The sequence below is a fragment of the Enterococcus sp. E4-223 genome, from assembly GCF_035727065.1.
Taxonomy (GTDB): domain Bacteria; phylum Bacillota; class Bacilli; order Lactobacillales; family Enterococcaceae; genus Enterococcus_B; species Enterococcus_B faecium.
In genome coordinates this window covers 36,733-63,640 of the sequence record NZ_JAPMLH010000001.1, presented here as the reverse complement: position 1 = coordinate 63,640, position 26,908 = coordinate 36,733, and the positions used below count along the sequence as shown (strand labels likewise).

The following is a 26,908-nucleotide window of genomic DNA, read 5'->3' as shown; positions in this document are numbered from 1 at the left end:
AACAAATAAGTTGAAAGAATCCCGTTGCAAATTCTTTCAGTTGCACCAGGATTCTTTGATAATTTTTTAGTTTTATGTGTTTTTTTATATGTTTTTTCACTTTTCGGAATAAATGTTTATTTGTTAAAGTAATTAAACAATCCGCTAATCGTTTGATCTGGCATTTCTATTTCCTTACCATCTAAAGTAACAGTAGTAACGACAAAATGGTCTTGCAATGGCGGAACTTCTAAGTACTGCCCTTGCAGAAAATCATTCACTGTTTCATATTCTTTTTTCATTTCTTTTGAATCTGTCGATGGTTTATAGCTTATTTTTAACATAACTAGTGCTCCTTTTTATTTGGGACGTGCAATCGTGAAAATTTCTCCTATTGCTGCATAATCATTTCCTGCCAAACGGCTTGCAGCATTCAATTTTCTTGGATCGATCCTTCCTGTCTTATCATCATAGACTGTTTCATTTAAATGATATTTCTGTACTTCTAGCAAAAATAAATCAGCTGTTACTTTATTTTTATTCCGTATCTCGACATGTTCATATAAGGATGTTTCAAAACGAACTTTTGCTTCTGTCAATGCTGGTACTGAAATGATTACTGAATCAGTTAAAGTCAAGTCAGTCAGGTACAGTTCGCTTTCCTCATTAGGCAGATTGGCTGCTGTTTTATTTACTTCTTCTACGTTGTCCTCATCAAGGATATGGATAACAGCTTCTCTTGTCTCAAGAATATTCTTTGCTGTGTCTTTTACTGCATCTTGTTTTCTCTGGATCGCCAAGGATAAGATGGGTGGATTCGAACTGACGATATTGAAGTAACTGAAGGGTGCGATATTCACTATATCTTTTGCTGATTTAGTCGTTACTACTGCTACTGGTCTAGGGATGACTGAACCAATCAGCAACTTGTAATTTTCACGTTCTGTCAATTCTGAAGGACTCCGTTCAAACATGGTTTCGCCTTCTTTCTATAAAATTCGTTAAAAAGCAGATCTTGAAGACAAAATGAAAAGTAATGCTTTTTTCATCTTCTTAGAATCTGCTTTAAACTATCTATCAATTTTTCTTTTTTGTCAAGAATCTGTGCCGTGCGTGTTTTTTAGTTATTTGCTTTACTTGCGGCTTCGACATATCTTTTAGTGATCAATTGCGGACGGGTGATAATAGATCCAACTACGACTGAAAAAGCACCTAATTCATATGCTTTCTCTACTTGTTCAGGAGAGTCAGTATGTCCTTCCATAATTACTGGGATATCGACTTGTTCTATGATTTGATTCAATAAATCAAAATCAGGTGTCTGCGTCTTTCGTGAATATTCTGTATAGCCTGCTAAAGTCGTAGACAAAAGATCAAAACCATCTTCTTGCGCTTGAAGCGCTTCCTCAAAAGTCGAAATATCTGCCATAGCTAACCGACCGTGTTCGTGAATCATTTGGACAAGTTCAGCAGTTGTTTTTTCTGTCGGACGTTTACGAGAAGTTGCATCCAGTGCAATGATTTCTGCTTGCGTCTCCAAAAGTTCTTCCACTTCTTTTTCTGTCGCAGTAATAAACACTTCTGACCCATCGTAATCTCTTTTGATAATCCCTATTACCGGTAAATCAACGATTCGCTTGATTTCATTGATATCTTCTGTCGTATTTGCTCGAATACCAACTGCTCCGCCTTCTTTTGCAGCCAAAGCCATTCTCCCCATAATAAAAGAACTGTGTAGCGGCTCGTTTTCCAAAGCTTGACAAGAAACGACGACTCCGCCTTTGATTTGTTCCAGTGTATCCACAATATCTCCTCCAGTAATGTTATATAAAAATACAGCTTCATATAAAAATGTAACCCTTTTCTATTCAGGAGTCAATAATGAGCTATTTCTTTCAGCAGACCTTTCTTACTAAAAGAAAATTACTTCAAATTCTTCGTATACGACCAGCTTCTCTTCTGTAAATTCTATGTTCAACGCTTCTTTATAAGCATGTTTAAAAAACTCAGCATGGACTTTCCGCCAATAAGCTAATGTCCGATCCCCTTCTCCTTCTTTCCAAGCATGCTCTTTCGTGACTTCACTAAAAGGCAAGATGGTCACATTTATATTTTTGATGATACAAACTGGTTCATTTTTTCCATTCAGGACCACGTCTAATTGACCAACTTTTGGTAAAGGCTCATTCTCTTGTTTATACAGATCGTAACCACTTGATGTACCAGTCTTTATCTTTTTTACAACTAGTTCGCTCAACTCGTCTGCCATTTTTTCTGTATCCCCAAATGAAAAAAAACCTAATTTTTCTGATTGATAACTAGGATATTTTTCTTGGAACTTTTTGACATATTCTTCTACTTGCTGATACATAACATCCACCCCTTTGCTTTTTATAATGAAAAAACCATCCAGATACTAGCATAAACAATTATCTGGATGGTGAGCATAATGAATTATTGAATATTCAAGACACGCAGACTATCTTCAACGATTTGTTTTGGTGTTAAATGATAACGTTCATAAAGCTGCCCTACAGGAACGCTATCCGTGAATTCTTTCTCTGCACCAAAATTTAATACGTTCATTGAAGAATCACCATAATAACGACTGATATTTTCGCCAAATCCTCCTGACAAACTACCATCTTCTAATGTGATGACTAATTCGTGTGTTTCTTTTAATTTATCTAATGTTTCTACGTCATTTTCTGTGATCGTTCCTGGATTGATCAACGTTGCTTCGATTCCTTTTTTTCTAAAAGCTTTTACTGTTTCTTTTCCTAATTCAAGAAAACCGCCTAAAGCTAAAATTGCTACTTTTCCTCCATTATTTACTGTTTGATAGGCTGGAATACTATAATCATTTGCGATAGCTGTACCATGTTCTACACCATGTGTAGGAATTCGGATTGCTACAGGCTGCGCTGTTTGTTCGAACGCCCAATCTAGCATAGAGATCATATCCTCTTTTGTTGCTGGAGCAAGATATTTGATGTTCGGGATACTTGATAAGTAAGGAATGTCAAATGTTCCTTGGTGTGTTCGGTCACTAGCTGAGATCGTTCCGCCACCGACTAAAATAATCACTGGATTCTCGTTGATCGCTAAATCATGTGATAATTGATCATATGCCCGTTGCAAGAAAGTACTTGATTGGAAGACGACTGGACGTACTCCCTGAGAAGCCAAAGCAGAAGCAAACGTGATGGAATGCTGCTCAGCGATCCCCACATCAAAATAATGATCTGGATGTTTTTCTTGGAATGTTTTCAGTCCAAAGGCGCCTGGTATTGCTGCATTGACTGCGGCAATAGGAGCTGTACTTGTTTGCATTTTCTTATCCAAATAATCCATGATGATCATATTAAATGTTTCTCCAGAAGTTACCTGCTTTGCCTCCCCGGTGGACAGATCAAATGGTACATGCCAATGATATTTCATTTTATTATCGATTGCCGGCTGATAACCGCGACCTTTTTCCGTATGGACGTGAAGTACAATCGGATGATCAATATCTTTTACTTCTTCAAATAAACGGATCACCGTTTCCAGATCGTTTCCATTATCCACGTAACGATAATCAAATCCCATTGCTTTAAATAGGTTATTGCTGCTTTTACCGTTGGTTTGACGAAGCTCAGCTAAGTTTTTATATAAACTGCCATGATTCTCATCAATAGACATCTCATTATCGTTTACTAATACGATTAGATTGGATTGTAAAACACCACCATTGTTCAATCCTTCAAAAGCTAAGCCACCACTTAGGGAGCCGTCACCGATAAATGCTACCACATTTCCTGATTCTTTCTTCAGATCTCTCGCTTTAGCTAAACCTGTTGCTAAGCTGATAGATGTAGATGTGTGCCCCACTGTAAAATAGTCATGTTTACTTTCATGTTGGTTGGAATATCCGCTCACTTCACGGTAATGTCCTTTTTCAAAACCATTTTTTCGACCAGTTAAAAGCTTATGACCATAAGACTGATGGGAAACGTCCCAAACGATTTTATCCTTTGGTGAATCAAATACATAATGAAACGCAATCGTTAATTCTACTACACCTAGATTCGGACCAACGTGCCCACCTACATCGCTGTCCTTTTGCAAGATTTTTTGGCGCATCTCTTCTGCCAACTGCTTCATTTCCTCAACAGATAATTTTTTGACATCTGCGGGGCTATTGATTGCATCCAATACATGTAATACTGTACTCATAATACATTCTCTCCTCCGTACTATCTTCTTTTAATGAAAATAGATTTGTTACACTTTATCTATTCTACTACTTAGAGTTGACTCTAAGTCAATAGCATTTTAAAAAAATTTCAGAGAAAACTTGTTATATAAGTAGATCTTCGCACGAATCAGGACTCAAATAAAAACCTTCTGCAGACAATTAAAAAGATTTGTAGAAGGTCTCCTAATTAAGGTCTCATCAAGAAATATGTTTTTTTAATAGGTGAAGTTCCTGAGCAATATGATACAAATGGATGTTTGCACCTTTTAATGAGATTGGATAGATCTTTGTCTTTTCAGTTTCTAATCCATTTTGATAGCTAGCAGCATCGCATAAAACCACTCGTTTTTTTGAACACAAACATTCATCAGGTAATTCTTCTAAAGAACGAAATAGAATGGGGTTTATTTCAGCCATATCTTCTTCAGCATACAAATGAAATTGGGTTCGATAAAAAAATTGTTTGACTGAACTTTCTGAAACAACAAATATTTCTATCTCTTGCTGTATCATCTGTTCTCTGGTAATCAAAGAAAGACTCTTAACAAATTTTCGGATGAAATTTTCATTCCATCTTAGTTGGATTTGATTTTTCTTTTTCCACTCTTCCAATATTTCTACAATTTTTCCGTACAGAAGTTGTTCTTTTTCTGATAGAAGATAGATCCTTTCCGGTAAAAATACTTGTCCATCTGCCCACAACGTACGGACAAATTGTAAAAAGGATTGCTTGAAAATAAAATTTTCTGCATCGTCGATTTCAGCGATACTAATAATCTGTAAAATCAATTCATTCAGTGATAGGTCATTGAGAACAAAATTTTTATAAACAACTTCGAAATCTTTTCTTAACAGCTCCATGTTCTCATTGGTATAATTTCTACTGTTGAACAAAGAAAAAATATAATAGACATCTTCTTCTTGTAAGTCTAGAATTCCTTTTTGCTCTTCCAATCCTTGACAGACTAATTGAAATAACGGCTTCGTTTCTGCACTTTTCTTATCTTCTTCTTTCAGTCCAAGGGGAAATGCCTTTCTTCCGATTGCGATCTCTATTCCTCGTAAGATAAAGGACTTTTCATCTTCCGAATATCTTCTTTTAAAAAAATGAGTCTCTACATAATCAATCAACTCGTTACAAGCTTCTTCTACATACGGATTTTTATTTTCATAGCCTTCCCAATTGACATAGCGTACTAAAGCTAGCAAGATGTTCCGCGAGTCAAATTCTGGGATAATGATTTCTTTATTTTTCAAATAATCATTTTCTTTAAAAAAATCCAATACGATTTTTTTTATTGTATATACTTTGCTCAAAGAAATAAATTCAAGATCAGCCAGTTCTGTACTCGTGAATATACCATTAAAATAATAACTTAAAAACTTTAAAAAATAAGATTGACCGTACAGAAACTGTGTGAGCTCAGAAAGAGCAATACCATGTTTGAATACGAGTTTATACTTATGCTTCTCTCTTACTTGTTCTTTTATGCAATATTCTAGACACTCGGCTAGACTTTCTAGATCGTGAAGGATCGTTGGTGTAGTCACCCTTAGTGAAATAGCTGTTTGTTCGATATCTATTTCTTGGAATTCAAATAATTGTTCACACAGATACACTTTTCTAAATATATTTCGCTCGATGTAATTTTCCAGCATTCCTGATACACGCCTCCAGTTTTTCTTATGATTTTATTTAATCATATCTGTAAATCGTATTTTTGTTTCCTTTTTATTTAGAAAAGCCCTTTCAAAAACCAATAAAAAAAGAAACTGGGACAAAAGTCAAACAAGCTCACAATTTCAGCCTCATTGTAGGTAGCTTTGAGCCGTTTGGACTTTTACCCCAGCCTCTTTCAAGAATGGTTATTCAAAGATGTCAGCGTCTAGTTCTTTGACTACATCTTTCAACAATTGGATACCAGCTGCGCTGTTACCAAATGGATCTAGTGCCGGGCTGAAGACACCTATGCCGTAACGATTTGGCACAGCTGCCATCAACCCGCCGCCTACACCGCTTTTTGCAGGTACACCAACATGGACGGAAAACTCTCCTGATTCATCATACAAACCAGCAGTTGTCATAATTGATTTGACGATTGTAGCACTTTCTTCAGTAATGATTTGTTTGCCATTCCAAGGAGCAATTCCTTTATTTGCCAGCACAGCAGCTAATTTTGCTATGCCTGTAGCGGTGACATTGAGGGAGCATTGTCTGAAATAAGCATCGAGTATCTCCGGTACGTCTCCTTCGATCATTTGATTACCTTTCATATAGTAAGCAAGAGAGCGATTGATATCACCTGTTCTTGATTCAGAATGATAGATTTCTTCATTCAATGTGATATTAGGATCATCACAGATCTCTTTCATAAATGACAAGATTCGCTCAAATTTTTCATCTGCATCTTTACCGGCAATCAACGAGGTTGTTGCAATCGCTCCTGCATTAACAAAAGGATTCATTGGATGTTTGCGATGATTGATTTCCATATTCATGATAGAATTGAAGGCAAAACCGGTTGGTTCCGTGTTGATTGTTTGAAAGACTTTTTCTATTCCGTTGTCTTTGATTGCTAATAACAATACGGGAACTTTTGACATGCTTTCGATGGCAAAGCGCACATCAGCATCTCCTCCCTCAATCAGTTGTTTTGTATCCAAATCATAAATCGCCATACCTAATTGTTTAGGATCCACTTCAGCTAATGCTGGAATGTAATCCGCCACTTGTCCTGTTTGATAATAGTGGAAATTTTTTCCAATCAATTGTTCTAATTCTTTTACTTCCATTTGAATAACCAGCTTTCATTTTTTATTTTTCTGCATGCTGGAATTTATGACGGCATGCGTAGATCGTAAATGGAATAACTAAGACGATAAGATAAGAAACAATCAGAATCGTTTCATAAATCCCATGCTGTCCAGCTGCGATACTAGCAGGTGGAACAAATGAGATACAAAAAGCAAAAAGTGAAGTCAAAAGACCTAAACAAGCAACGATTACTTTTACAACTTTTCCGCCTGGAACCTGATAGGCTCTTTCAAGACTGTCATCTTTAAAAACCAGCTTCAAATAGCCCGCGAAAAACATAAAGTACAACATCAGGTAGATTACAACAGTCAATGACATCGCTGCAAGAAATGAAAGATTATTCCCCCCGCCGCTTAATGTAAAGACGGCTGCCCAGATTGTTGCAACGATCCCATTTGCGATCATCAAATGAGCAGGAACACCGTGTGTGTTTTCTTTTGCAAAATATTCAGGAAGTAATCCTTCTTCTGCTGCTACGTGAAGTGCTTTTGAAGGAGAGGTTACCCAAGAAGCAATTTCTCCGATGACACCTAAACAAACAAGAATCGCAAGAATTTTCGCAATCCATGCAAGATTTGGATCAATGTGTCTTAATAGGAATTCTAACGATTGAATCACCCCTGTATTAAGAGACAAACCATGTTGAGGTACTGTAGTAGCGACGGTCAATCCGCCAAAAGTATCTAAAATGATTGCCAGAATAACCAATACAAACATTGCTAATGGATAATCCTTTTTAGGGTTTTCCATTTCATTTGCATGACTGGCAGATGTTTCTACGCCCATATATGCTAAAATAAAGGAAACAAAAACAACCAGCGTAGGCAATTTCGAAAAATCAGGAATCAATGTTTTCATAGACAGTGTCGTTTGTAGTGGAGCGCCTGAAGCGACATAATGGATCCCTAAGCCAAACAAGACTAATGCTGGCAACAAGATACCAGCTACAAAACCGATCCGAGCAATCAATGAAGTGTATTTGGTTCCTTTTAACTGTGAGAGTAAAATAGCCCAGAAAATAATCAATAGGATTGCCAATTTCAGATATTTATTGTTTTGTATAGCACCAATACCCGTTGCATAGGATAATGCACCAGTTAAGAAATACAGCATGGTCAAGTAGCCAACTGTTATCTCAAACCATTGGAAAAAGATTGCGGCAAAACCGAATCGTTTTCCCAATGTGCGACTGACCCAAGTATAGACACCGCCTTTTTCCCATCCTTTCACCGTTGCCATCTCTGCTGCGCACAATGCCACAGGGATAAACCATAGCAAACCGCCTAATAACAAGAAAAATACTAAGCTGAAGCCTGAGGTCGCGAATGTGGGATATTCATATAATGAAACGACCATTGAGATGGTCATAGCCAAAAAGCCAAAGAACGTTAATTTTTTTGCAGGAATTTTCGTTTTGCTTTGTTGCATGAATCTTCCTCTTTTCTATTTGAATTTGTTTCAATTGAGTTTGTTGCCAAAGAAGAAAAAGTCCAATCCTTCTTCTTGTTCTTCTTTTGTAGTAGTGATCGTTGTAAAGTGCATCGCCGATTTTAAAATCACTGTTGTCAGCACATAGGCATACACGGCAGTAATGATGACACCAATCACTTGAATCCCTAAGAAGTACCAGCTGCTTGGATTCGTTAGTAAATGGCTGTTAGATGCAAAGATCCCTATCAGAATCGTACCTGTGAATCCGCCCATGCCATGAACACCCCACACATCAAGTGCATCATCCCATTGTTTCTTTTTACGAAAATCAACAGCAGCATGACAGACGATACCCGCAATGATCCCAATCAGCATGGCACTTTTTGCTTCTACATAACCGGCACAAGGCGTAATGGCTGCCAATCCAGCAACGGATCCTGTTAGTACGTCGACAAAATCAAAGCCATTTCCTTTTACTTTTGCAATGATCAGCCAAGTAATCATCGCAAATGCAAGAGCGATGAATGTTGAACCAAATGCATTGACTGCTTGTTCATCTGCTCGAAGTGCACCACCGGAATTAAAACCGAACCAGCCAAACCAAAGCAGTCCTGTACCGATAGCAGCTGCCATAAGACTGCTATGCTGACTTCTTTCTCCTAAAGGAATCTTTCTTTGACCAAGTGTGAGGATACATGCTAAAGAGCCGAATCCAGCTGTCGTGTGGATGACTGCTCCACCAGCGAAATCTCTAAATCCCATCTGATCCAAAAATCCGCCGCCCCATATCCAGTGGCAAACAGGGAAATAAATCAGCAGATTCCAAAAAATAACAAGTATAATATAGCCTTTTAAATTCAATCTCCCGGCAAAAGCTCCTGTCATCAAAGGAACGGTAATCACGATAAACATCAGTTGGTAAAGAAAGAACATTAAAAATGGAATCGTTGCACCATGAAACATGTTGGGGAAGCTTGTAACATGTCTCATCAAAAAGAAATCTGCCGGGTTTCCAATAACACCGCCGATATCTCGTCCAAATGCCAATCCGAATCCACCGAATACCCACATGATCGTTGTTATCCCAACTGAGAGAAAAGATTGAGTCATGATCGTCAGTATATTATTCTTCCGTGCCAGTCCGCCGTAAAAAAATGCTAAACCAGGAGTCATCAAGCAAACCATCGCTGTACATAAAATCATGAATGCTGCATCTCCTGTATTGATAGGTAATGTATTCATTTTTTCGCCTCCTTTCTACGTTTACGAGTATAAAAGAAAATCTACTTGTATTTTTCTTCTGTTTTTTTGAATACATTCTTGTATTTATAAAAGACAGACAATCAATAAAAGCTTGGTGTGCTGTGCTTTTTTATCGTTTTGACCAAATAAAGACAAAAAATAAACGATCTTCTTTTATAGAAAACCGTTTATTTTCGTCTTTTTTTATTTTTCAAGCTATTTTTTCATAAGGAATAAAGAATACTTCATATAAAAAAGAACCGCAGCAAGTTTCGCTGCGGTTCTCAAATTTGTTCTTCATTTCAACATAAGTTTTTCTTCAATTTGCTTATAATTTACGTGCAAAGAATGAAACGACTAATACTAAAATGATTGCACCGATCAATGATGGAATGATAGCCATTCCTGCAATTGTTGGTCCCCAAGTTCCTAATAAAGCTTGTCCAATGGCTGACCCTACTAAACCAGCAATGATGTTTGCGATGATTCCCATTGATGATCCTTTATTCGTGATTGCTCCTGCAATTGCTCCGATGATACCTCCGACGATTAATGCCCAAATAAATCCCATTTTAAATTCCTCCTAACTGACTTTTTACTTCTTATTGTACACGTGGTTCGTTATTTTCTTTGACTTTTTGTGCACCTTTGCCTACAGCAGCTTTTGCTTTATCTGTTTGGCGTGAAGCAAATTGTCCTGTTGATTTTGCTGCTTCTGTTACTTTGTCTTGTACTGTTTCTTGATCTTTTTGGTATTCTTCTTGTGTTTTGATGTCTGCAACATTCACATTTACTTCGATAACATCTAAATGTGTCATATTGTTGACTTCAGTACTGATCAATTCTTTGATTTGGTTGTAGATGTCTTCAATGTCTTTACCGTATTCTACAATCACATCTAAATCCACAGCTACTTGTTTCTTTCCTACTTCTGTATTGATACCTGCTGTTACATTATCTGTGTTGACTAATTTTTCAGCCATATTTGAGAAGAATCCGCCATCTAATGTCAATAGACCGTCTACATCTTTCAATGCATAACCGATGATTTTTTGGATAACTTTGTCTTCATAAGTCAATTCACCATTCATCATGCGGTTTTCTCCTTTTTCATTTGCCAAAACTGATCCATTTGTTGTGTTCATGTTTTTGTTTTCCATCTTTGTTTCCTCCTATGATTTAAAAAATTGATCAACTATTCCTGTCTGTTTCAAATAAAATCCGATTCCTGCGCCAATTGCTGTCATGATGATGATCAACAATGTTTTGAAAAATCCAATCGTTAACCATAAAACAGCTAGCAGTAGTCCAAGACCCCCAAAGATAATAGGGAGCTTGTATGCTGAAAATAGTTCTTTCATTATTTGGCCCTCCTATTCCACTCGAGAGTGCTTGTAGTCTCTTGTATCTTCTTGTTCTTCATAACCGCTGTATGTGACTGCCACTTTGACCGTTTCTTTTGTTCCGAGTACTTTAGTTACTTCTTCTTCGATATCTTGCATCAATACACCTGTTTTCCCTACTAATGAAGAAGTTCGTTTCAAGTCTCCGTTGACATGGATATGGATTCGATTTTTCGTTGAACGTATCCGTACTTTAGGTGAATGAATGAACTCTTCTTCGTGTAAATGGGAACGTACCAACCCTTCGATCGCTTTTTTGTCGATTGTTAGTTTGCCATCTTCCCGTTTCATAACGAAAGTTCCTCTTGACTTTGGATAGAAAAGAACGACTAGCAAGATGATAATAGCAAGAACGGCAAATACTACAGCTGCCCAGAAAATATATTGTTGCATGTAGTAATTCGTTAAAGTAAAGAAGCGAAATCGTTCCAATTGTTCAGGCATAATATACGGCGCATTGATCAACGCAATCGCTAGAAATACTGAAAGTAGCAATAAACTCATGATAACACCGATTATTTTTAACCCCTTATTCATTTTCCACCTCCTATAAACTTATTTTTACCCTGTAAATAACTCTACCGACAATCACAGTATAGATAGCGAACAGTTAGCATAGCACCAGTAAATAAAGCGCTACCAAACATTGTTGGATCATAACGGCGTTTTATTGTCATGCTGATACTGAAATAACAATTGCTTACTTATTCTCTATTTACTTTTGATTGCTGGCTATACTTAAAGGATATTATTCAAGATTAAAAATTGCAAAGATTATGCTCAGTTATTATTACAAAATTCTATTTATTTGTTAAAATTTTTCAGTGAAGAAAAAAACGCAATAAAATAACTTAAGTTACTTTATTGCGTTTTTACTTTATTTTTCTATTATCATTTTTCTTATTTTCTTCTTTGGTTTATACTATTCTTATAAATAAAAACGAGGTATGTCCTATGATGAAAAGATTGTATTATTCATTGATCATAACGATTGGCTATTTGATTGTATCGAATCTTGGAAATATGGTATTTGGTATCAGTAAAGAATTCAGCTGGACTACTACACTATGGGAATCTTTATTCTTTTTCATCTTTGTATTTTTGTTACAAAATTATCGAAAAAAATAAACATGTGCCATCTATCTGTTGGCACATGTTTTAGGATTTATGGTACTTTTTATTCGGCAATCCATTTTATTTTTCTACTTCTTCTTAATACCTCTAACACTTTGGATTTATAAACTAATCCAATGCATCTACTTGCGCTTATTAAGCTATTTCAGCTAGATAGTACCACCCCATGCGTCAATGCTTGATTTTCCTTTTGTATAACATTGTATAAGCAATAAAGGACAAATAAGTGGTGATTACACCAAACCATTGAATAAGAAAAATTCTAATACGTAAATAAACATGAACTTGAAAAAATTAATGAATCGGTTAGCTACTACATAGTTGTCTTTTTTCTCATACAGTTCTGTTAACTTACACTTCTCTTCGCTAGATAATAAAAAATCCTCCAACTGTATTGTCCAATATAATCCCAGGCATCTAAACTAGCATTATAGAAGAGACACACATAGAATCTAAAATAACTGGTTTTAAATGTTTCTTACAATCAAAAAAAGCTGTTAAATGCACTCCACACCTTCATACTCTATCATTTTTTATAAACGATATATTTTTATTGTTTTTCGATAAAAAATAGTTGTTTTACAATAATTATTCTGCTATATTTTAGCTATCAAAGATAAAAGAGGGATAAAAATGAAATTTAAAACATTGCTATTAAAATTTGTCGTTTTAGGTATAAGTGCCGTATTTATTTTGTTCGGCGTACTTTTTTACACTCAGATCGCTACAAGCGAAAAAGGATTCAATTTTGATTGGCAGACCACATTATTTGTTTCTGTCATTTACTTTGCCCTTTTCCTAGGGATCGTTATTGCTTATTTCTTATTGAAACTATTGAAAAAAATCGAAGATAACCAAGCTTTTTCCACTCAAAGCTTAAACATACTAAAAAAAATCGAACGAACCATTTTGTTTATTGGTTTCGCTTTTTTTGGCTTACTTCCTAAATTTATGAAAGTAGCGGATTTAGACGATGCTCCAGGTTTGATGTTGGTAGGAATCGCTGTCGTATTCATTCCTTTTGCAGTATACACATTAACAAGCGTGCTGGAAAAACTGCTTGAACATGCGATTTTACTTAAGACAGATCATGATTTGACAGTGTGAGGTGCGACATGGCAATTATCGTTAATTTAGATGTAGTATTAGCTCAAAAAAAAATGAGTGTGACTGAATTGAGTGAGAAAGTGGGCATTACGATGGCAAACATCTCTATTCTAAAAAATGGAAAAGCAAAAGCCATCCGTTTTTCCACTCTCGAAAAAATCTGCCAAGTTTTGGAGTGTCAACCGGGTGATTTGTTGACCTATAAAAATGACTCGAATACTATACCAGAAGAATAAAATAAAGTAGAACAAACAGTAAATAAAAAATAATCTGAATGATAGATGTGTGAGACTTTTAGAAGTTATTTACGTCTATTATTCAGATTTTTTATTTCGATTGAATACCGTTTTATCTATAAATAAGATATGTACTGACTCATACAAAGGGGGCCTTTTATTCTCCATGTACTATCACTTTTCCTGATACAACTGGTTTCCTGTTACGTTGTAGTTGGATCTTCTTTTAGTATAATACTTTATTCATTCCACCAGACTGATAGCAGTTTGAGCAGTCTAAATAATCATGTAGTATTACAGGCCATTCTGTTTCATACCTTGAAGTGCTTAAAACTTCAGCTAATGGCCCATTGTGTTAACTCTTACTCCATTCTTTTTTAGTAAACTCCCATATATACTGTAAAGCCTTCTATATATTATGTCATGTTGCTTTTTACCATTTACTATGTAGTTTTGATAAAATGATTTGAATAACAGTGATGGACTGTTCTTTTTTATTTTTAACATTATTTTGATAATAATGATTATTTATTTAAAAACACATTAGATAACATTTGTTACGACACGAAAAAGCTTCACAAACAAATATCGTTATTTTAAAATGAGGGCGAACTCACATAATTAGGAGGAATAGTATGCCATTTATTGTTTACTTTTTTCTTTCTTTACTCGTGATCTATATTCCATTACCAACATTTTTCCTGCTCGTCAATCGTCTAGCAGAGCAACATGATACGATTACTGCTCTTACGAAACTTTGTTTACTTCTATTTGTTTGTCTAGATTACTTTACGAGCTATTATTGGCTAAAATAGACAAGAGTAAAAAAGAGATATTATTTCTTCCTTGTCTTTTTCAATCTCTTTGAGTTTCTGATCCATTGCTTTTTACTTCATCAGTATCATACGATCCATTTGTGGATCATCTGGGTCTTTCAAGTGGTCGTACTATTTTGTATGTTCACCTTTCCTATCTCAAGAAAATTTAGGGAGACATTATTTTATTAAAGAAGCTTCTCTGTATCAATAAAGACACATTTAAGGAAAAACTGGTTAACATACTGGGTTTCCCTTAAAAAACTTTTAAAAATCTAATTGGGAATTTACCTACACAAATAAGGGGCTGTGACAAAAATCTTGTCACAGCCCCTTATTCCGTATAAACAGTGTTCTCCTGCCAGCTTCTCGGTCACAAGCCACAATATTCATCAAACATGAGCAGCTGTTTTTGAAATTGTTCTTTGTGACTCGTAGCTGAACGGCAGGCTCACGACCTCTTTTTCTTAAACGGTGTTCAAAAGCTTGCATCTTCGATAATAAGCCCAACCAAATGAAAAATATGAGAAGCTATTTTTGTTTGGCTGTTCTTATTACTTGATGAAGAACAGCTTTTTCACGACCTCTTTTTAAAAGTCTTTTTACAGTTTTCGAGCAAAGAATGATACGATTAGTACTAAAATGATGGCACCAATCAATGATGGCACGATTGCCATTCCTGCAATACTTGGTCCCCAAGAACCTAATAATGCTTGACCAAGTGCTGATCCAACTAAACCTGCTACGACATTTGCAATAATCCCCATCGAAGAACCTTTATTCGTGATTGCTCCTGCAATTGCTCCGATAATTCCTCCGACGATAAGTGACCAAATAAATCCCATGTTTCGTTCCTCCTAATGTTTTACTTCCTTATTACTGAACCCGTGGTTCTGTATTTTCTTTTACTTTTTGTGCGCCGCTTCCAGCTGCTGATTTTACTTTATCTGTTTGATTCGAAGCAAATTCACCGGTTTTTTTCGCTGCGTCAGTTACTTTGTCTTGCACCGTTTCTTGATCTTTTTCAAATTCTTCTTTTGTTTTGATGTCCACTACGTTAGCGTTGACTTCGATCACTTCTAAGTGTGTCATATTTTTTACTTCTTTGCCGATTACTTCTTGCATTTCTTCAAATATTTTTTCGATATCTTTGCCATATTCCACAATGACATCCATATCAACTGCTACTTGTTTTTTACCGACTTCTGTTTCGATCCCAGCCGTTACATTATCTGTATTCACAAGTTTTCCTGCCACATTAGAGAAGAAACCACCGTTTGCAGATAATAAACCGTCTACTTGTTCAATTGCGATTCCGATGATTTTTTGCACAACTTTATCTTCATAATTCAGCTCACCGCGCATTGAATCTTCCTGTTCAGAATCATGCTTTCCTTGGTTATTTGTATGATCAGAACCAAGTTTTCCTTGTCCGTTTGTGTGGTCAGAACTAAGTTTTTCTTGTGCTTTCGCATGGTCAGAAGGATGTTTTTGCTCTTCCACAGGTTTAGAAGGATCGATTGCATCATGTTGTTCTGGAACTTTAGATTCTGGAGTTCCTGGATGATGAGGTGCATGCTTTTCTGCATCATGTTTCTTCTCTTCTACTCCTTGTTGAACGTTAGGGACTACTGGATCTGGATGTGCAGATACTGGTGCTGTTTTGTTCTTTTCATCGTTCACACCATTTGATTGGTTTGGTGTCGTTGGGTCTGGATGTGCAGACACTGGTTTTTGGTTGTTCATTTTATTGTTATTATTTTTGTTATTGTTATTCATGGATGTTTCCTCCTAAGATTTAAAATAGTGATCTAAGATTTTCGTTTGTTTCAGATAAAAACCGATAGCGACGCCGATCGCTGCCGTGATCAAGATTAATAAGGTCTTGAAAAAGCCCACGGTGATCCATAAAACGGCTAATATCAATCCAAGTACCCCAAAGATGATAGGGAGCTTGTATGTCGAAAATAGTTCTTTCATTTTTGGTCCCCCCTATTCTACTCGTTTGCGGTCATTGCTTCGTTTAGCTGGTTCTTCAAAGCCTGTGTATTTCACCGATACTTTCACTGGCTCTTTTGTTCCCAATATGTGTTGTACTTCATTTTCGATTTCTTTCATCAATGTTCCTGTTTTACCAATGAGTGCTGAAGTTCGTTTCAACTCCCCTTTTACATTGACGGCGATCTTGTTTTTCGTTGCTTTGACATTTACTTTTGGTGAATGAATGAATTCATCTTCATGCAAGTGAGAACGAACCATTCCTTCAATTGCTTTTTTATCCAACGTCAACTCCCCATCACCATGTTTCAGTAGAAAGTTTCCGATTGTTTTTGGATAAAACAGGAAAACAAGTAACGTGATAATTGTCAAAATAGCAAATGCAACGGCAAGCCAAAATACATATTGTTGCACGTATGAATTAGTGATGGAAAAGAATCGAAACTTCTCTAGCTGAAAAGGCAATGGATAGGTTGCACTTAATAGTATCGCAAACAAAAGCACAGATAGCAAAAGTAACGTTCCGATCACTCCGATCGTTTTTACACCTTTATTCATTTTCGCACCTCCTCATAGGGGTGAAACGATCAACTTCTTATAAGTTGATCGCTTCTCCACCAGTTACTCCGTAAATTTGGGCTGTAACATAACTTGCTTTATTCGATGCTAAGAAAACATAAACTGGTGCTAATTCTCCTGGCTGACCTGCACGTTCTAGTAAACTTTGCTGACCAAATTCAGGGATCGAATCAGAAGGTTGTCCTTCGTCTAGTTGTAATGGTGTCCAGATTGGACCAGGTGCTACACCATTTACACGGATTCCTTTAGGTGCAAGCTGTTTTGCTAAACCGATCGTAAAGTTAGCGATTGAAGCTTTTGTTGCTGCGTAATCTAATAAATGTTCGCTTGGATTGAATGCTTGAACAGAAGTTGTTGTTACGATTGCTCCTCCTGCTGGGATATGCGGAACAGCTTCTTTCACTAAAGCAAACATAGCGATGATGTTTATCATAAATGTGTCTTTGACTTGCTCAAGTGGTAACTCAGCAATAGACTGACAAGAAATTTGCTGTCCTGCGTTTAGTACCATCGTATCTAGCCCGCCAAGTTCACTCACGGTTTTATCTATGATTTCTTTAGGTGCTTGTTCGTCACGAAGATCAAAAGGTAGTAAGACAATCTTACGTCCTGCATCTTTCACGTATTTTGCTACTTCCTCTGCATCTTTTTCTTCTCCTGGGAAGAATTGAAGAGCGATATCTGCTCCTTCTCTAGCAAATGCAATCGCTGCTGCACGACCGATCCCTGAATCTCCACCAGTGATTAGTACACGGCGGTTTTCTAGTTGATTATTGCCTTCATAGGATTCTTCTCCGCAATCAGGAACAGGAATCATATTCTGCTGTAAAGCTGGTGTATCCTGATCTTGTTTAGGAAATTTCTCCGTATGGTACAAGTTTCGTGGGTCGATTAATTTTGGTTCTGTCATTGCTGTATTCCTCCTAGTTTTTAAATTGTATTGCCAAAACAAATTTCTTTGTTTGATACCTGTTTTAAATAGATTCTTTAATTTGTATAATCTTTCCGGTATAAATGGTAACCTAAAACTACTGCTGCTATCAAAGAGCCAAAGACTACGAGTATAAAGCCTAGAGCAGAACTTTTACCCGGTAATCCTCCTGTATTCATTCCCCAAATCCCTGCGAACAACGCCGGAACGGAAATGATTAATGCAGCTGAATCTAGATATTTCATGATATGATTTAGATTATTGTCCATCATCCCGTTGAATAGATCACCAATACTCTCTAATAAATCTCGATAGATCTCGATCATTTTTTCTGTTTGTCGCTGTCTCAAATGGACATCATAGAGTAGCTGTTCATCATCTAAACGTTTGATGAAAGTTTCAGAATTCCATAATTGATCCATTGTTTCCCGTTGATCTCTTAAGGTATGATCGATATATACGATGTCTCTTTCAAGATCTGCCTGTTTATACAGTTCTTCATTTTCCGTTGTTTTACGAGCTGCTTTATCCAAAGCGTCAATTCGCTTTTTCATCTCTCTTAGTTCTTTCACGTAATGGGTGTAAATATCTAATAATGTATACGTGATGATCTTTTCAAACGAGTTTAAATGATTTCCATGCTTTGTCAGCAGCCGATCCACAAATTCGGTTTTTCTATCGATACAAGTAATCAAGAGATTATCGGAAAGTACAAAAGATATTGGCGTTAATTTTTTTTCGATACGATTATCTGACTGATCTAGATTAATCACTACCAAAGAAAATGGATGCTCTAGTTTCGTCTCATAAAGGCGCTCCATCCGAGAAACTTCTTCCGGATATTCGGTTCCTACGAAAATATCATCAGGAAGCTCGAATTCTTCGATTGCTTGCTCAATCTCTTCGGGCTTTGCACTATCAAGTACGAGCCAATTATATTTTTTTTCATCTGTTTCTGTTACATTCTTTTCTTCATCCACAAAGTAGTATCTCAATGTATACCTCCTTTTTGGACTTTCTCGAAACTATTAGCTGAAGAAGCAGTTCTTTAATTTGATATTATAATCGAGTACTGCGATTTCATTTTCTAATGAAAAGCTGTCAAGCTGTTTGTTGAAGTCCATGTTCAATCGTTTACCGAAATAATTTTGCTCTAATTTAGATGTATAGATGTCCAATAATGGATGCTCGATTTTAGTCGCATATTCTCCAAATTCCGAAACAAAAGGAATGATTTGAAAAAAGCTGCCTTTTGCAAAAGCACCTTTGTCCCTTAAAAATGGATCGGAAACATTGATGAGCGCGAGTGCGATTTTTGTATTTTCCCCAACCTTTTCAATTAACGTCTCTACTGCATTTTTAGACATTGTAATTTCCATTCCTACTCCCCCTCTTCAGTTGTTGTCTTCTATTATTTAACAACTACATCTGTTTTTGGTTGAACTTTTGCGTATTTTGGATATTTAGGGAATTTAGCTACACAGCGGAAAGCCGTCATCCCTGCATATTTTTCGTAATATTTCTTCGTTGGCCCTTCAAAATCCTTGCTCCACGGTTTCACATGTCCTGAAAAATGGATAATGTAAGGATTGTTGCGAGTTTCTTCGTATTCACGTTCGCCTGCTGCTGTTGGATGTTTTTTTGCTTTTGCCATGATATAGCCTTGTGCATTCCAACGCGGATGAAGTGGTAACCAACGGTCATGTAAGATAGCATTTAATGCATCTTGGTCATGGAATCGTAATTTTTCTGGATTATGTTCGATGAAATCTAATACTTTTTGCGTAATATTTTCATCTAACCATTTTTTCACATTGATCAGCATCAAACCTGAGTTGAAATAACGCATTGATTTAGCTGAAATTTCCATTTTTTCCAGACGTTGATGGAACCCAGCGTCTTCAACAGCTGCTACGATTGAATCACCGAAGTCAAGACGCCATAATTTAGAGATATCTTGTAAAGCGATCATGTCGCAATCCATATATAAGATACGTTCAACTTCTGTGCCGCGGAACAATTCCGGAATCGCAATACGATAATAAGCTGTTTCTGGAATACGATCGCTGATTACCACATTTGTAAAGAATTCTTTATTGATTTTCAAGAATTCCACATCTGAGTTCATTCGTGCGTTTTTCACTGAGAAGCGTAAAAGCTGTTTACTTTCAAAATCGATATCATCGTCAATCACATAGAACCGAACAAATTTAGACGGGTTGCAATTATCTAATACTGAGACAAATAATGCAGCTAAATGTGGTACGAATTTTGTGTTACAACTTGCGACTACTGCTATTTCTTTTTTATTCATTGATCTCGCCTACTTTCGTTAGAGTACTGTGTGCTAATTTTTTTAAGTATAAATTGGTATACGGATGATCTTTCAACGTATTCCAAGGTTTATCATGTCCTGTAAAGTGAACGATCGAAGGTTTTTCATTTCCTTCTTTATACTGACGTTCATATTTTTCATTTGGTGCTGGATGACGTTCAAAAATCAGCGAAGTCTGCATGTTCCATTTTGGATGAAGTTGTTCCCAATCTTCATAAAGTACAGCATTCAAAGCATCTTGGTCGTGATAGATGATTCGATCGCCATTTTCACTGAGGTAATGGATAGTTTTTTCTGTAATTTCTTTTTTATTCCATTGATCAATGTCAATCACCATCACTCCTGAATTGAAGTACAAGTCATCGGAATCGATTCCTAATCTTTCCAAAGCTTTCACTTGGCCTGGATCGATAATAGCGCCGATTGTTTTTCCATTTAACGGCTCATCATATAGTTTTACGATATCGTCTAGTACTAACACATCTGAATCTAAGTAAAGGACTTTCTTATAATCCTCTTTAGCTAATAAGTTTGGTAAAGAAATTCTTAAGTAAGCGGTAGTTGTGATATGGTCACTGACTAGGAAGTCTTCGTAGATATCTTTTTCCACTGTCAGGAATTGGATACTTGCATTACTTGAATATTTATTTACCGTTTCTTCCAATCCTTCTTTACTATATTCTGATAGACCATCGTCAATCACATAAAATTTTATGCGTCTTGTTTTATTGCAATTTTCTAATGCAGTTGCGATCATCACGCTCAAGTAAGGAGCATAATTTTCGTCTGAAGCAGTTACCACAGGAACTACGCCGTATCTCTTCTCCATCAAAATCACTCCTTTTTCTAATCTTTTTCTAACCTGTTCTACATCTAGAATATTCCTCATTTGGTTTTAAAGCAAAATATATGCTTTGTTTTCATTGAATATTTTAAAATTTTTTTATCACAAAACGCATTAGTAAGCGCTAACTATTCGTTTTTCATGGCTTTTTATTCAAAGATATTGACCAAAAACTACTATATATAGCCACCTTTTTCTTAAGAATGTTTTTTGAAAAAATTCATAATGACAAAGCAAGTTAGTTTCATTTTTTTAAATTCTCATTTAATCTTAAGGTAACAGGAAAATAGATATGTAAAAAGAAAGTAGGAAGATAAAATGAAACTAGCAGCGATTGATTTAGACGGTACCTTGCTTGATCGAAATGGAAAGATACCAGAAGAAAATATCCAAGCACTTCGGAAATTTGATGAAAATGGCGGAATCGTAACCGTCGCTACCGGAAGGAACAGCATTTCTGCTAAAGATATTTTTTCCGAATTAGGAATCGGTGGCTATTTGATTTCTTCCAATGGTTCACTGATTGCTGAAATGAAGGATGGAAAAATGGCGAAAGTTCTCAGACGTTCAAAAATAGATAGCGATACACTGAGAAAAGCCTTCTTCTATGCTCAAGAAGCGAAAATATCCATCATTGCTAGCCGAGAAACCCAAGATGATCAGCTGACATTCGATGAATCAAGTCTAGTCAAAGATGACCCTTATTATGAACATTTCAATTTGCAGAACCATTCTTTTGATCAAATTTTAAATATGTTGGAAGATCCTTCTCTTAGCTATCTTAAATTAGCATTAACAGATAAGAGTGAAGAAAAACTACAGAAGCTACAAAGAGATCTGCAAGCAGATGGTATCCAATCAGTATTCTCTGATCCGCATTTCTTAGAAATCACGCCTACAGGTATCACTAAAGCTCATTCACTTGTTTTTCTGGCGGATTACCTTGGAATCGAATCGAGTGACATCATGGCTTTTGGCGATCAAGAAAACGACATTGCTATGTTGAATTACAGCGGTTTGAGTATTGCGATGGGGAATGCACAGCGACAAGTAAAAGAAATTGCAAACCAAGTAACGCTGACGAATGAAGAAGCTGGTGTTGCTTATATTTTAAAAAACTTTTATTAAAAAGAATAAAATGACGATATGAATGTAGGAGGAAAGAAAATGTTAGTTATTATTGATATGCAAAATCATATTCTTGATCCAAACAGCGAATTTTATATTCCAGAGTCAGATCAATTGGCAGAACGTATTGCTCAAAGATTAGCTAAAGCACGCCAAAATAATGAATATATTCTCTTCACACGGGATATTCCAGTTGAACTGAAGGACAAAGAAGAAGAACGAGAAGATTTGCAATTGATCCCTCTTCTTTCTCCACAAGAAAATGAACGAGTGATTAAAAAGTATTACTTTACGATTCCACCTGAAACTTTAGCTGAAATCCAGGAAACTTTATTTGAAAGCAAAGAAGAACAAAAAGAGATCGAAGTAGTCGGGATTGAAACAAACTTGTGTGTACTCTCTAATCTGATAGGCCTGCAGAGTGCTTTTCCTGAAGCAGACTTTTTTGTTGATCCAATGTTAGTCTCCAGTAGAAAACACGGAGAATCCGCTTTAGAGCTGTTGAAAGATTTCAACGTCTCTATCGTCGAATCATAAAAATATCTATCTTCATTTACGATATTTAACACACAATAAAAAAAGCACGCAGAACTGTTTTAGTCCTACGTGCTTTTTCTATCAAAGTAGATTGGCTTTTTTATGACACAGAGTGAAACGGCAGGCTCACGACCTCTTCCTTAAACGGTATTCAAAAGCTTGCATCTGCAGTAATAAGTCCAGCCAAGTAAAAAACATAAGAAGCTGTTTTTACTTGGCTGTTCTTATTACTTGATGCAGGGCAGCTTTTTCACAACCTCTTATGTACCTTGTAGGACTCGAACCTACGACCGGACGGTTATGAGCCGTCTGCTCTAACCAACTGAGCTAAAGGTACATCATAAATAAAATTTATTTTTGTTACTTTTCAACTATAGCACGGATGATAAACTCTCGCAAGTTTCAAAATATAAGTAAAATAATATTGTTATTCTTATTTCTTTTACTTGTGTCATAACTATTTTGTTACTTTAATTTTTATTTGCTTATTTTAGAAAAAATGTTATTCTTTTATTTATTCTCAATGTTAGGAGTGATTATTTTGCCATTTATTGCGATTTTATTCGATTTAGTTGCGGCAGCAGCTTATTTTCTCCAATTAAATTATCAAACCTCAGGAATTCTGTTTATTGGAATGATTTTTCAAGGTGTGATTACCCTTTTGCTTCTTGTCATGATGCTCAGCTATAAAGGAAAAAGATATGCCCGTATTCAAACAAAAGTATTTGTTAAATATGTTTCCATTCGCTATGGGATCATCATTCTTTCCTTTTTAGTGAATGCGATCGTCCTCTTTTTATATGTATTGAATTACTTAGATATCAATCCATTGATTTTTTCTCGATAGATAAGACACATTCAGCGGAACAGTTCCTGCTTATCAGCAGAAAACTGTTCTGCTTTTTCATTTTTCATTGATCTATTCTTCTTTTATTTTCCTAGCATTTCATTTGTGATGTATGCAATAACATGTTATCTTTTATTATATGAATCGTTGAGGAGTCCGTTACATGATTACGTTGGTGAGAGTTTTGTTTTGGGTGCCTGCGGTCGCACTGGTCGCAAGTATTGTTTATCTTATGAATTGGAACAAAGAACGGTTTTATTTAGCTATTTTGACTCTTCCGGCTATCTACTTTATGTGGAAAGTTTTTAATTACAACTACTTTGAACCCGATAGTGTTTTTATAGAAGAATTATCAGGACTGGTTTTGTCTTTATTGATCGTCATTCTTTATTTGATACGTTTAAATAAAAAACATTGAGTACTATTGATTGCATGTGTAGCTTTCTATAGTCATTATAACTATTCTACTATAATGAAAGGTGATTAAATGAGTATCGAAGAAGCTATTTTACTGGATACTTTACGTTGTCGTCTGAATTTCTTAAGAACTGGCCGATCTTTATCTCAAGTAGCTGTTTCTAGCGCGTTAAGTATTCCTTTATTCAAATATCGTAAGTACGAAGAAGGAGAAGAAATTCCAAGCATCATTGAATTAATCTATATCGCTGACTTTTACGATATTTCCGTTGATTACCTAATTGGTCGCTCAGAAACAGCAAGCAAACTGAAGTGATTTTTTCCAGCCTTGGTGCTGGTTTTTTCATTTAACGTCTAAGGTTAACAATCTATATATAAAGGAGACATTTCTATGCGATTATGGCATGAAAAATTGATTTCAAAGCTTCCTCGTCAACAGCTTTTAGGACAACATCGGGAATGCTGTGCATTAAGAGGAAATGGCTGGGGAAAGAAACATGCTACTGTGGATTATGTTTTTCACTATTCTCCTTATAGATTATTCCAATATCATCAGCTTGTCATGGATGAAATGGAAAAACGTGGTTACAGCCCAGCACCAGAGTGGAAAAATCCTATGTATCGTGGCAAATCATGCGAAGCATTTTTTGATTTACCTACTGTAGAGCGCAACGTGCCGATTTATCCGGAACACGATGAAGTTTATCTAGCAGAATGTTTAGCAAATTTGGAGCAAAAAGGAATTTATCTTACCTAATATAACTAGAAAAGCCTTCTATCTCCTCTTACTTCATTAAAAAGCTTTAACCATCTTAGATCAAGCTAAAATGTCGTAAGTTTTAGGGTTATCTTCATCCTCACGTGCAAAACTAAAAGCGTACTCTAGTTTTGGTTCATCGCCAACTTCCCTAGACATAAATGAACATCTCCTGACGTGGTTTAAAAGTACCGCATCTTCGACGTCTGTATACGATGCACAGCACAGATTGCTTCTTTTGATCTTTCTTTTGATCTTTCTTTTGATTTTTCTGTTGCTTCTTCTACACCTTCTTCGATTACTACATCGATGCTTACAATTGCTTCTGCCTAATATTCCCATGCATCGTCGATTTAAGCCTCTGTAGTCACTGTGATCGTTTCCACATTTTAACTCCTCTGTCGTGGCTTCAGTTAATTTTGTGATCAGTTCAGTTGCTAAGCCAGAGTCAGAACAACCTGCCATTGCTAGCGTTAATATTGATAGTAAAAATAGTTTTTTTATCATAAGGTTACCCCCCTGAAAATAGACTAAAATAATAACGCTTTCTTTTTTTGTTTTCAGACGAAAATTAATAATTTCTAAATATTCTTTAAAAAAGCTTATAACTATTATGCCTTTTTTAATATATAACACAGTTATTTTTAAAAATAAGAATGCTAAATCACTCTACAATAACGGCGTAAGCACAAAAAATAAAAAAATTATTACGTTATTTAAAAAACAGATGAAAGATCAGGTTTTATTAGATCTCATTCTTTCATCACTTGAAGGGATTTAATGAACTACTTTTTCCTCTTTGTCGTTTTTATATATTCGTATTCCTTCAAACAGTAGGATAGCCTCTTTCAATGCTTGATATTTGAACTGTCCGTTACTTAAAAATTTAGATGTGCCGCCCTCTTCCTAGAACATATTCTTTTTTACTTTTTCATTAATTGACAGACCAATCGAACGAAACTGTAAATTTCGATAGGATAATGATTGGTCAAACTCATTCATTTTCAAGACATCTCGATTCATATTCAAGATAGGAATCTTTTTATCAACATCACTTTATTCGTATTTTCCTCTACCATAAAAGCCTCACGCTCCACAAAATTGTTTTATACACTACTATTCAGCCTATTCAACGACCAATGAATTTTTTCGTACAAAAAAACCGTCTTTTCGAAAGAAAAGACGGTTAAAAGTCAATTTTTATTAAGCTTTAACAATGTTTGTTGCTTGAGGGCCACGTTGACCATCTTCAACATCGTAAGACACTGCTTGGCCTTCTTCTAAAGTTTTGAAGCCGTCACCTTGGATAGCTGAAAAATGTGCAAATACATCATTTCCATCTTCACCAGTGATAAAGCCAAAACCTTTGTCTGCGTTGAACCATTTTACTGTACCGTTATTCATAAATAAATTCCTCCTGATACGTATCAATGTACGTTTTTTCGTTGCAATAAATATTTGATAGGCAAAAGGAGTTTTATCTATGTAGATATATCGCTCAAATTACGTTTCAAAATAGATTACTCATTTAATATATCATGCTTTTTCTAATAACACAAGGATAATGCAATGAAATATAAAATTCATTGTCTTCTATTGTCTTCGAATCGAAGAAAAAGTTGAATAACCGCGATTGATTCACTTTTTGTTTTCTTGTTTATTTGCTTTTATCTGCAACTTTTGACTTTAAAATTTCTTAACTATGAAAACCTTTCAATTGGTGGTATACTTATAAACGGAATTTCGTTATCAACGCGTTCGTTGCCTTTCAGCAAGTATTTAAAGAAAGGAGAATGGCTATGACATTCTATAACAAAGATATACAATATCGAGTAACCTTGGATACAGATTTGAATCTATTTGTCGTTTTTGACAAAGAAAATACCAATCATGTAGCGACAGGTGTTACGATCGAACAAGCAATGCAAGAATTAAAAAAATCTGCATAAGGAGTGGAAACCCTCATATGGACGATTCTCGTTCTTCTCTTTAAACGCATCTACTGATAGATAACAGTAGATGCGTTTTGTGTTTGTTCTAAATTGTTCACTACAAATAAGGTAGATACTTCAAAATAAAAAATTACTTCTTTTTCATCTGTTCCCTCAGTCGTGCAGGACAATAAATAAAGAG

34 protein-coding genes, 1 tRNA gene and 1 pseudogene are annotated in these 26,908 nt (G+C 35.8%); 11 read left to right on the top strand and 25 right to left on the bottom strand.

Annotated elements, in window-relative coordinates:
- Positions 1–116: 116 nt before the first annotated feature.
- From OS139_RS00405 to amaP (OS139_RS00345), 13 genes are all read right to left on the bottom strand, one after another.
- A complete protein-coding gene (locus tag OS139_RS00405; protein ID WP_002287763.1) occupies positions 117–323 on the bottom strand; it encodes a hypothetical protein in 207 nt (68 codons plus the stop codon).
- A 15-nt stretch (positions 324–338) separates the two neighbouring features.
- The gene (locus tag OS139_RS00400) at positions 339–953 is read right to left on the bottom strand and encodes a flavin reductase family protein (RefSeq protein ID WP_016627982.1); all 615 of its coding nucleotides are present in this window, start codon (positions 951–953) and stop codon (positions 339–341) included.
- A 146-nt stretch (positions 954–1,099) separates the two neighbouring features.
- Positions 1,100–1,783: an N-acetylmannosamine-6-phosphate 2-epimerase gene (locus OS139_RS00395; protein ID WP_002287767.1), complete on the bottom strand. Its 684-nt coding sequence runs from the start codon at positions 1,781–1,783 to the stop codon at positions 1,100–1,102.
- 108 nt (positions 1,784–1,891) lie between these two features.
- On the bottom strand, positions 1,892–2,350 hold the full coding sequence (locus OS139_RS00390; protein WP_002295936.1) for an ASCH domain-containing protein: 459 nt from the start codon (positions 2,348–2,350) through the stop codon (positions 1,892–1,894).
- Positions 2,351–2,433: 83 nt separating this feature from the next.
- On the bottom strand, positions 2,434–4,197 hold the full coding sequence (locus OS139_RS00385; RefSeq protein ID WP_002287770.1) for a 1-deoxy-D-xylulose-5-phosphate synthase: 1,764 nt from the start codon (positions 4,195–4,197) through the stop codon (positions 2,434–2,436).
- 220 nt (positions 4,198–4,417) lie between these two features.
- Positions 4,418–5,878, bottom strand: a complete 1,461-nt coding sequence (locus OS139_RS00380; protein ID WP_002331741.1) for a hypothetical protein — start codon at positions 5,876–5,878, stop codon at positions 4,418–4,420.
- A gap of 207 nt (positions 5,879–6,085) precedes the next feature.
- Complete coding sequence (glsA, locus tag OS139_RS00375; RefSeq protein WP_002295938.1) at positions 6,086–7,012, bottom strand: glutaminase A; 927 nt, start codon at positions 7,010–7,012, stop codon at positions 6,086–6,088.
- 22 nt (positions 7,013–7,034) lie between these two features.
- The gene (locus OS139_RS00370) at positions 7,035–8,462 is read right to left on the bottom strand and encodes an amino acid permease (protein ID WP_002297463.1); all 1,428 of its coding nucleotides are present in this window, start codon (positions 8,460–8,462) and stop codon (positions 7,035–7,037) included.
- Between the two features lie 30 nt (positions 8,463–8,492).
- Positions 8,493–9,707, bottom strand: a complete 1,215-nt coding sequence (locus OS139_RS00365; protein WP_002331740.1) for an ammonium transporter — start codon at positions 9,705–9,707, stop codon at positions 8,493–8,495.
- Positions 9,708–10,035: 328 nt separating this feature from the next.
- Positions 10,036–10,278 carry a GlsB/YeaQ/YmgE family stress response membrane protein gene (locus OS139_RS00360; RefSeq protein WP_002290686.1) on the bottom strand — a complete coding sequence of 81 codons (243 nt, stop codon included), beginning with the start codon at positions 10,276–10,278 and terminating at the stop codon, positions 10,036–10,038.
- A 31-nt stretch (positions 10,279–10,309) separates the two neighbouring features.
- Positions 10,310–10,867: an Asp23/Gls24 family envelope stress response protein gene (locus OS139_RS00355; RefSeq protein ID WP_002290684.1), complete on the bottom strand. Its 558-nt coding sequence runs from the start codon at positions 10,865–10,867 to the stop codon at positions 10,310–10,312.
- Between the two features lie 12 nt (positions 10,868–10,879).
- Positions 10,880–11,068, bottom strand: a complete 189-nt coding sequence (locus tag OS139_RS00350; RefSeq protein WP_002290682.1) for a DUF2273 domain-containing protein — start codon at positions 11,066–11,068, stop codon at positions 10,880–10,882.
- A gap of 12 nt (positions 11,069–11,080) precedes the next feature.
- Positions 11,081–11,647 carry an alkaline shock response membrane anchor protein AmaP gene (amaP, locus tag OS139_RS00345; RefSeq protein WP_002295947.1) on the bottom strand — a complete coding sequence of 189 codons (567 nt, stop codon included), beginning with the start codon at positions 11,645–11,647 and terminating at the stop codon, positions 11,081–11,083.
- 417 nt (positions 11,648–12,064) lie between these two features.
- Here amaP (OS139_RS00345) and OS139_RS00340 point away from each other — a divergent pair, with 417 nt between their 5' ends.
- From OS139_RS00340 to OS139_RS00325, 4 genes and pseudogenes are all read left to right on the top strand, one after another.
- Positions 12,065–12,238: a hypothetical protein gene (locus tag OS139_RS00340; RefSeq protein WP_002291299.1), complete on the top strand. Its 174-nt coding sequence runs from the start codon at positions 12,065–12,067 to the stop codon at positions 12,236–12,238.
- 639 nt (positions 12,239–12,877) lie between these two features.
- Positions 12,878–13,351: a DUF2975 domain-containing protein gene (locus tag OS139_RS00335; protein ID WP_002331739.1), complete on the top strand. Its 474-nt coding sequence runs from the start codon at positions 12,878–12,880 to the stop codon at positions 13,349–13,351.
- 8 nt (positions 13,352–13,359) lie between these two features.
- The gene (locus tag OS139_RS00330; protein ID WP_002295139.1) at positions 13,360–13,587 is read left to right on the top strand and encodes a helix-turn-helix domain-containing protein; all 228 of its coding nucleotides are present in this window, start codon (positions 13,360–13,362) and stop codon (positions 13,585–13,587) included.
- 635 nt (positions 13,588–14,222) lie between these two features.
- Positions 14,223–14,594 (top strand): annotated as a pseudogene (locus tag OS139_RS00325) (hypothetical protein).
- A 410-nt stretch (positions 14,595–15,004) separates the two neighbouring features.
- Here the strand turns inward: OS139_RS00325 and OS139_RS00320 are convergent.
- The 9 genes from OS139_RS00320 to OS139_RS00280 all read right to left on the bottom strand — a co-directional run bounded on the left by OS139_RS00320 (position 15,005) and on the right by OS139_RS00280 (position 21,074).
- Positions 15,005–15,247 (bottom strand): GlsB/YeaQ/YmgE family stress response membrane protein, encoded by a 243-nt coding sequence (locus tag OS139_RS00320; protein ID WP_002291278.1) that lies wholly within the window; start codon positions 15,245–15,247, stop codon positions 15,005–15,007.
- A gap of 31 nt (positions 15,248–15,278) precedes the next feature.
- Positions 15,279–16,181 carry an Asp23/Gls24 family envelope stress response protein gene (locus OS139_RS00315; protein ID WP_002296679.1) on the bottom strand — a complete coding sequence of 301 codons (903 nt, stop codon included), beginning with the start codon at positions 16,179–16,181 and terminating at the stop codon, positions 15,279–15,281.
- Positions 16,182–16,193: 12 nt separating this feature from the next.
- Entirely contained in the window at positions 16,194–16,382 is a 189-nt protein-coding gene (locus tag OS139_RS00310; protein ID WP_002331737.1) for a DUF2273 domain-containing protein, read from the bottom strand.
- A 12-nt stretch (positions 16,383–16,394) separates the two neighbouring features.
- Positions 16,395–16,958 (bottom strand): alkaline shock response membrane anchor protein AmaP, encoded by a 564-nt coding sequence (gene amaP, locus OS139_RS00305; RefSeq protein ID WP_002296677.1) that lies wholly within the window; start codon positions 16,956–16,958, stop codon positions 16,395–16,397.
- 37 nt (positions 16,959–16,995) lie between these two features.
- Positions 16,996–17,889, bottom strand: coding sequence for an SDR family oxidoreductase (locus tag OS139_RS00300; protein WP_002331736.1), 894 nt, complete (start codon positions 17,887–17,889; stop codon positions 16,996–16,998).
- 77 nt (positions 17,890–17,966) lie between these two features.
- Positions 17,967–18,890 (bottom strand): magnesium transporter CorA family protein, encoded by a 924-nt coding sequence (locus OS139_RS00295; RefSeq protein WP_002376595.1) that lies wholly within the window; start codon positions 18,888–18,890, stop codon positions 17,967–17,969.
- Between the two features lie 48 nt (positions 18,891–18,938).
- On the bottom strand, positions 18,939–19,289 hold the full coding sequence (locus tag OS139_RS00290; RefSeq protein WP_325066760.1) for an iron-sulfur cluster biosynthesis family protein: 351 nt from the start codon (positions 19,287–19,289) through the stop codon (positions 18,939–18,941).
- A gap of 32 nt (positions 19,290–19,321) precedes the next feature.
- Entirely contained in the window at positions 19,322–20,224 is a 903-nt protein-coding gene (locus tag OS139_RS00285; protein ID WP_002298674.1) for a glycosyltransferase family 8 protein, read from the bottom strand.
- Positions 20,217–21,074, bottom strand: a complete 858-nt coding sequence (locus OS139_RS00280) for a glycosyltransferase family 8 protein (protein WP_002296670.1) — start codon at positions 21,072–21,074, stop codon at positions 20,217–20,219. Before OS139_RS00280 ends, OS139_RS00285 begins: the two co-directional genes overlap by 8 nt.
- A 333-nt stretch (positions 21,075–21,407) precedes the next feature.
- On the opposite strand from OS139_RS00280, the gene OS139_RS00275 reads away from it, so the two are divergent.
- Positions 21,408–22,217, top strand: a complete 810-nt coding sequence (locus tag OS139_RS00275) for a Cof-type HAD-IIB family hydrolase (protein WP_002331735.1) — start codon at positions 21,408–21,410, stop codon at positions 22,215–22,217.
- Between the two features lie 39 nt (positions 22,218–22,256).
- Positions 22,257–22,754 (top strand): isochorismatase family cysteine hydrolase, encoded by a 498-nt coding sequence (locus OS139_RS00270; protein ID WP_002296667.1) that lies wholly within the window; start codon positions 22,257–22,259, stop codon positions 22,752–22,754.
- Between the two features lie 263 nt (positions 22,755–23,017).
- Here the strand turns inward: OS139_RS00270 and OS139_RS00265 are convergent.
- Positions 23,018–23,091 (bottom strand) — tRNA-Ile (locus OS139_RS00265).
- Between the two features lie 186 nt (positions 23,092–23,277).
- Here OS139_RS00265 and OS139_RS00260 point away from each other — a divergent pair.
- The 4 genes from OS139_RS00260 to OS139_RS00245 all read left to right on the top strand — a co-directional run bounded on the left by OS139_RS00260 (position 23,278) and on the right by OS139_RS00245 (position 24,775).
- Positions 23,278–23,601, top strand: a complete 324-nt coding sequence (locus tag OS139_RS00260) for a hypothetical protein (protein ID WP_002321681.1) — start codon at positions 23,278–23,280, stop codon at positions 23,599–23,601.
- A 163-nt stretch (positions 23,602–23,764) separates the two neighbouring features.
- Complete coding sequence (locus tag OS139_RS00255; RefSeq protein ID WP_002296665.1) at positions 23,765–24,019, top strand: hypothetical protein; 255 nt, start codon at positions 23,765–23,767, stop codon at positions 24,017–24,019.
- 69 nt (positions 24,020–24,088) lie between these two features.
- Positions 24,089–24,334 carry a helix-turn-helix domain-containing protein gene (locus OS139_RS00250; protein ID WP_002296663.1) on the top strand — a complete coding sequence of 82 codons (246 nt, stop codon included), beginning with the start codon at positions 24,089–24,091 and terminating at the stop codon, positions 24,332–24,334.
- A gap of 75 nt (positions 24,335–24,409) precedes the next feature.
- The gene (locus tag OS139_RS00245; RefSeq protein WP_002296662.1) at positions 24,410–24,775 is read left to right on the top strand and encodes a TIGR02328 family protein; all 366 of its coding nucleotides are present in this window, start codon (positions 24,410–24,412) and stop codon (positions 24,773–24,775) included.
- A 60-nt stretch (positions 24,776–24,835) separates the two neighbouring features.
- Here OS139_RS00245 and OS139_RS00240 read toward each other — a convergent pair whose 3' ends face one another.
- Together OS139_RS00240 and OS139_RS00235 are read right to left on the bottom strand one after the other, a co-directional pair.
- A complete protein-coding gene (locus OS139_RS00240) occupies positions 24,836–25,411 on the bottom strand; it encodes a hypothetical protein (protein ID WP_016627990.1) in 576 nt (191 codons plus the stop codon).
- A gap of 567 nt (positions 25,412–25,978) precedes the next feature.
- Positions 25,979–26,179, bottom strand: a complete 201-nt coding sequence (locus OS139_RS00235) for a cold-shock protein (RefSeq protein ID WP_002293303.1) — start codon at positions 26,177–26,179, stop codon at positions 25,979–25,981.
- A gap of 395 nt (positions 26,180–26,574) precedes the next feature.
- Between OS139_RS00235 and OS139_RS00230 the strand changes: the two genes are divergently transcribed.
- Positions 26,575–26,724, top strand: a complete 150-nt coding sequence (locus OS139_RS00230) for a hypothetical protein (protein ID WP_002331734.1) — start codon at positions 26,575–26,577, stop codon at positions 26,722–26,724.
- Positions 26,725–26,908: the final 184 nt, after the last annotated feature.

Coding starts and splice junctions, on each gene's coding strand:
- OS139_RS00405 (WP_002287763.1), bottom strand. CDS start 323: ATGTTAAAAATAAGCTATAAACCATCGACAGATTCAAAAGAAATGAAA.
- OS139_RS00400 (WP_016627982.1), bottom strand. CDS start 953: ATGTTTGAACGGAGTCCTTCAGAATTGACAGAACGTGAAAATTACAAG.
- OS139_RS00390 (WP_002295936.1), bottom strand. CDS start 2,350: ATGTATCAGCAAGTAGAAGAATATGTCAAAAAGTTCCAAGAAAAATAT.
- OS139_RS00385 (WP_002287770.1), bottom strand. CDS start 4,197: ATGAGTACAGTATTACATGTATTGGATGCAATCAATAGCCCCGCAGAT.
- OS139_RS00380 (WP_002331741.1), bottom strand. CDS start 5,878: ATGCTGGAAAATTACATCGAGCGAAATATATTTAGAAAAGTGTATCTG.
- glsA (WP_002295938.1), bottom strand. CDS start 7,012: ATGGAAGTAAAAGAATTAGAACAATTGATTGGAAAAAATTTCCACTAT.
- OS139_RS00370 (WP_002297463.1), bottom strand. CDS start 8,462: ATGCAACAAAGCAAAACGAAAATTCCTGCAAAAAAATTAACGTTCTTT.
- OS139_RS00365 (WP_002331740.1), bottom strand. CDS start 9,707: ATGAATACATTACCTATCAATACAGGAGATGCAGCATTCATGATTTTA.
- OS139_RS00360 (WP_002290686.1), bottom strand. CDS start 10,278: ATGGGATTTATTTGGGCATTAATCGTCGGAGGTATCATCGGAGCAATT.
- OS139_RS00355 (WP_002290684.1), bottom strand. CDS start 10,867: ATGGAAAACAAAAACATGAACACAACAAATGGATCAGTTTTGGCAAAT.
- OS139_RS00350 (WP_002290682.1), bottom strand. CDS start 11,068: ATGAAAGAACTATTTTCAGCATACAAGCTCCCTATTATCTTTGGGGGT.
- amaP (WP_002295947.1), bottom strand. CDS start 11,647: ATGAATAAGGGGTTAAAAATAATCGGTGTTATCATGAGTTTATTGCTA.
- OS139_RS00340 (WP_002291299.1), top strand. CDS start 12,065: ATGATGAAAAGATTGTATTATTCATTGATCATAACGATTGGCTATTTG.
- OS139_RS00335 (WP_002331739.1), top strand. CDS start 12,878: ATGAAATTTAAAACATTGCTATTAAAATTTGTCGTTTTAGGTATAAGT.
- OS139_RS00330 (WP_002295139.1), top strand. CDS start 13,360: ATGGCAATTATCGTTAATTTAGATGTAGTATTAGCTCAAAAAAAAATG.
- OS139_RS00320 (WP_002291278.1), bottom strand. CDS start 15,247: ATGGGATTTATTTGGTCACTTATCGTCGGAGGAATTATCGGAGCAATT.
- OS139_RS00315 (WP_002296679.1), bottom strand. CDS start 16,181: ATGAATAACAATAACAAAAATAATAACAATAAAATGAACAACCAAAAA.
- OS139_RS00310 (WP_002331737.1), bottom strand. CDS start 16,382: ATGAAAGAACTATTTTCGACATACAAGCTCCCTATCATCTTTGGGGTA.
- amaP (WP_002296677.1), bottom strand. CDS start 16,958: ATGAATAAAGGTGTAAAAACGATCGGAGTGATCGGAACGTTACTTTTG.
- OS139_RS00300 (WP_002331736.1), bottom strand. CDS start 17,889: ATGACAGAACCAAAATTAATCGACCCACGAAACTTGTACCATACGGAG.
- OS139_RS00290 (WP_325066760.1), bottom strand. CDS start 19,289: ATGGAAATTACAATGTCTAAAAATGCAGTAGAGACGTTAATTGAAAAG.
- OS139_RS00285 (WP_002298674.1), bottom strand. CDS start 20,224: ATGAATAAAAAAGAAATAGCAGTAGTCGCAAGTTGTAACACAAAATTC.
- OS139_RS00280 (WP_002296670.1), bottom strand. CDS start 21,074: ATGGAGAAGAGATACGGCGTAGTTCCTGTGGTAACTGCTTCAGACGAA.
- OS139_RS00275 (WP_002331735.1), top strand. CDS start 21,408: ATGAAACTAGCAGCGATTGATTTAGACGGTACCTTGCTTGATCGAAAT.
- OS139_RS00270 (WP_002296667.1), top strand. CDS start 22,257: ATGTTAGTTATTATTGATATGCAAAATCATATTCTTGATCCAAACAGC.
- OS139_RS00260 (WP_002321681.1), top strand. CDS start 23,278: ATGTTAGGAGTGATTATTTTGCCATTTATTGCGATTTTATTCGATTTA.
- OS139_RS00255 (WP_002296665.1), top strand. CDS start 23,765: ATGATTACGTTGGTGAGAGTTTTGTTTTGGGTGCCTGCGGTCGCACTG.
- OS139_RS00250 (WP_002296663.1), top strand. CDS start 24,089: ATGAGTATCGAAGAAGCTATTTTACTGGATACTTTACGTTGTCGTCTG.
- OS139_RS00245 (WP_002296662.1), top strand. CDS start 24,410: ATGCGATTATGGCATGAAAAATTGATTTCAAAGCTTCCTCGTCAACAG.
- OS139_RS00235 (WP_002293303.1), bottom strand. CDS start 26,179: ATGAATAACGGTACAGTAAAATGGTTCAACGCAGACAAAGGTTTTGGC.
- OS139_RS00230 (WP_002331734.1), top strand. CDS start 26,575: ATGACATTCTATAACAAAGATATACAATATCGAGTAACCTTGGATACA.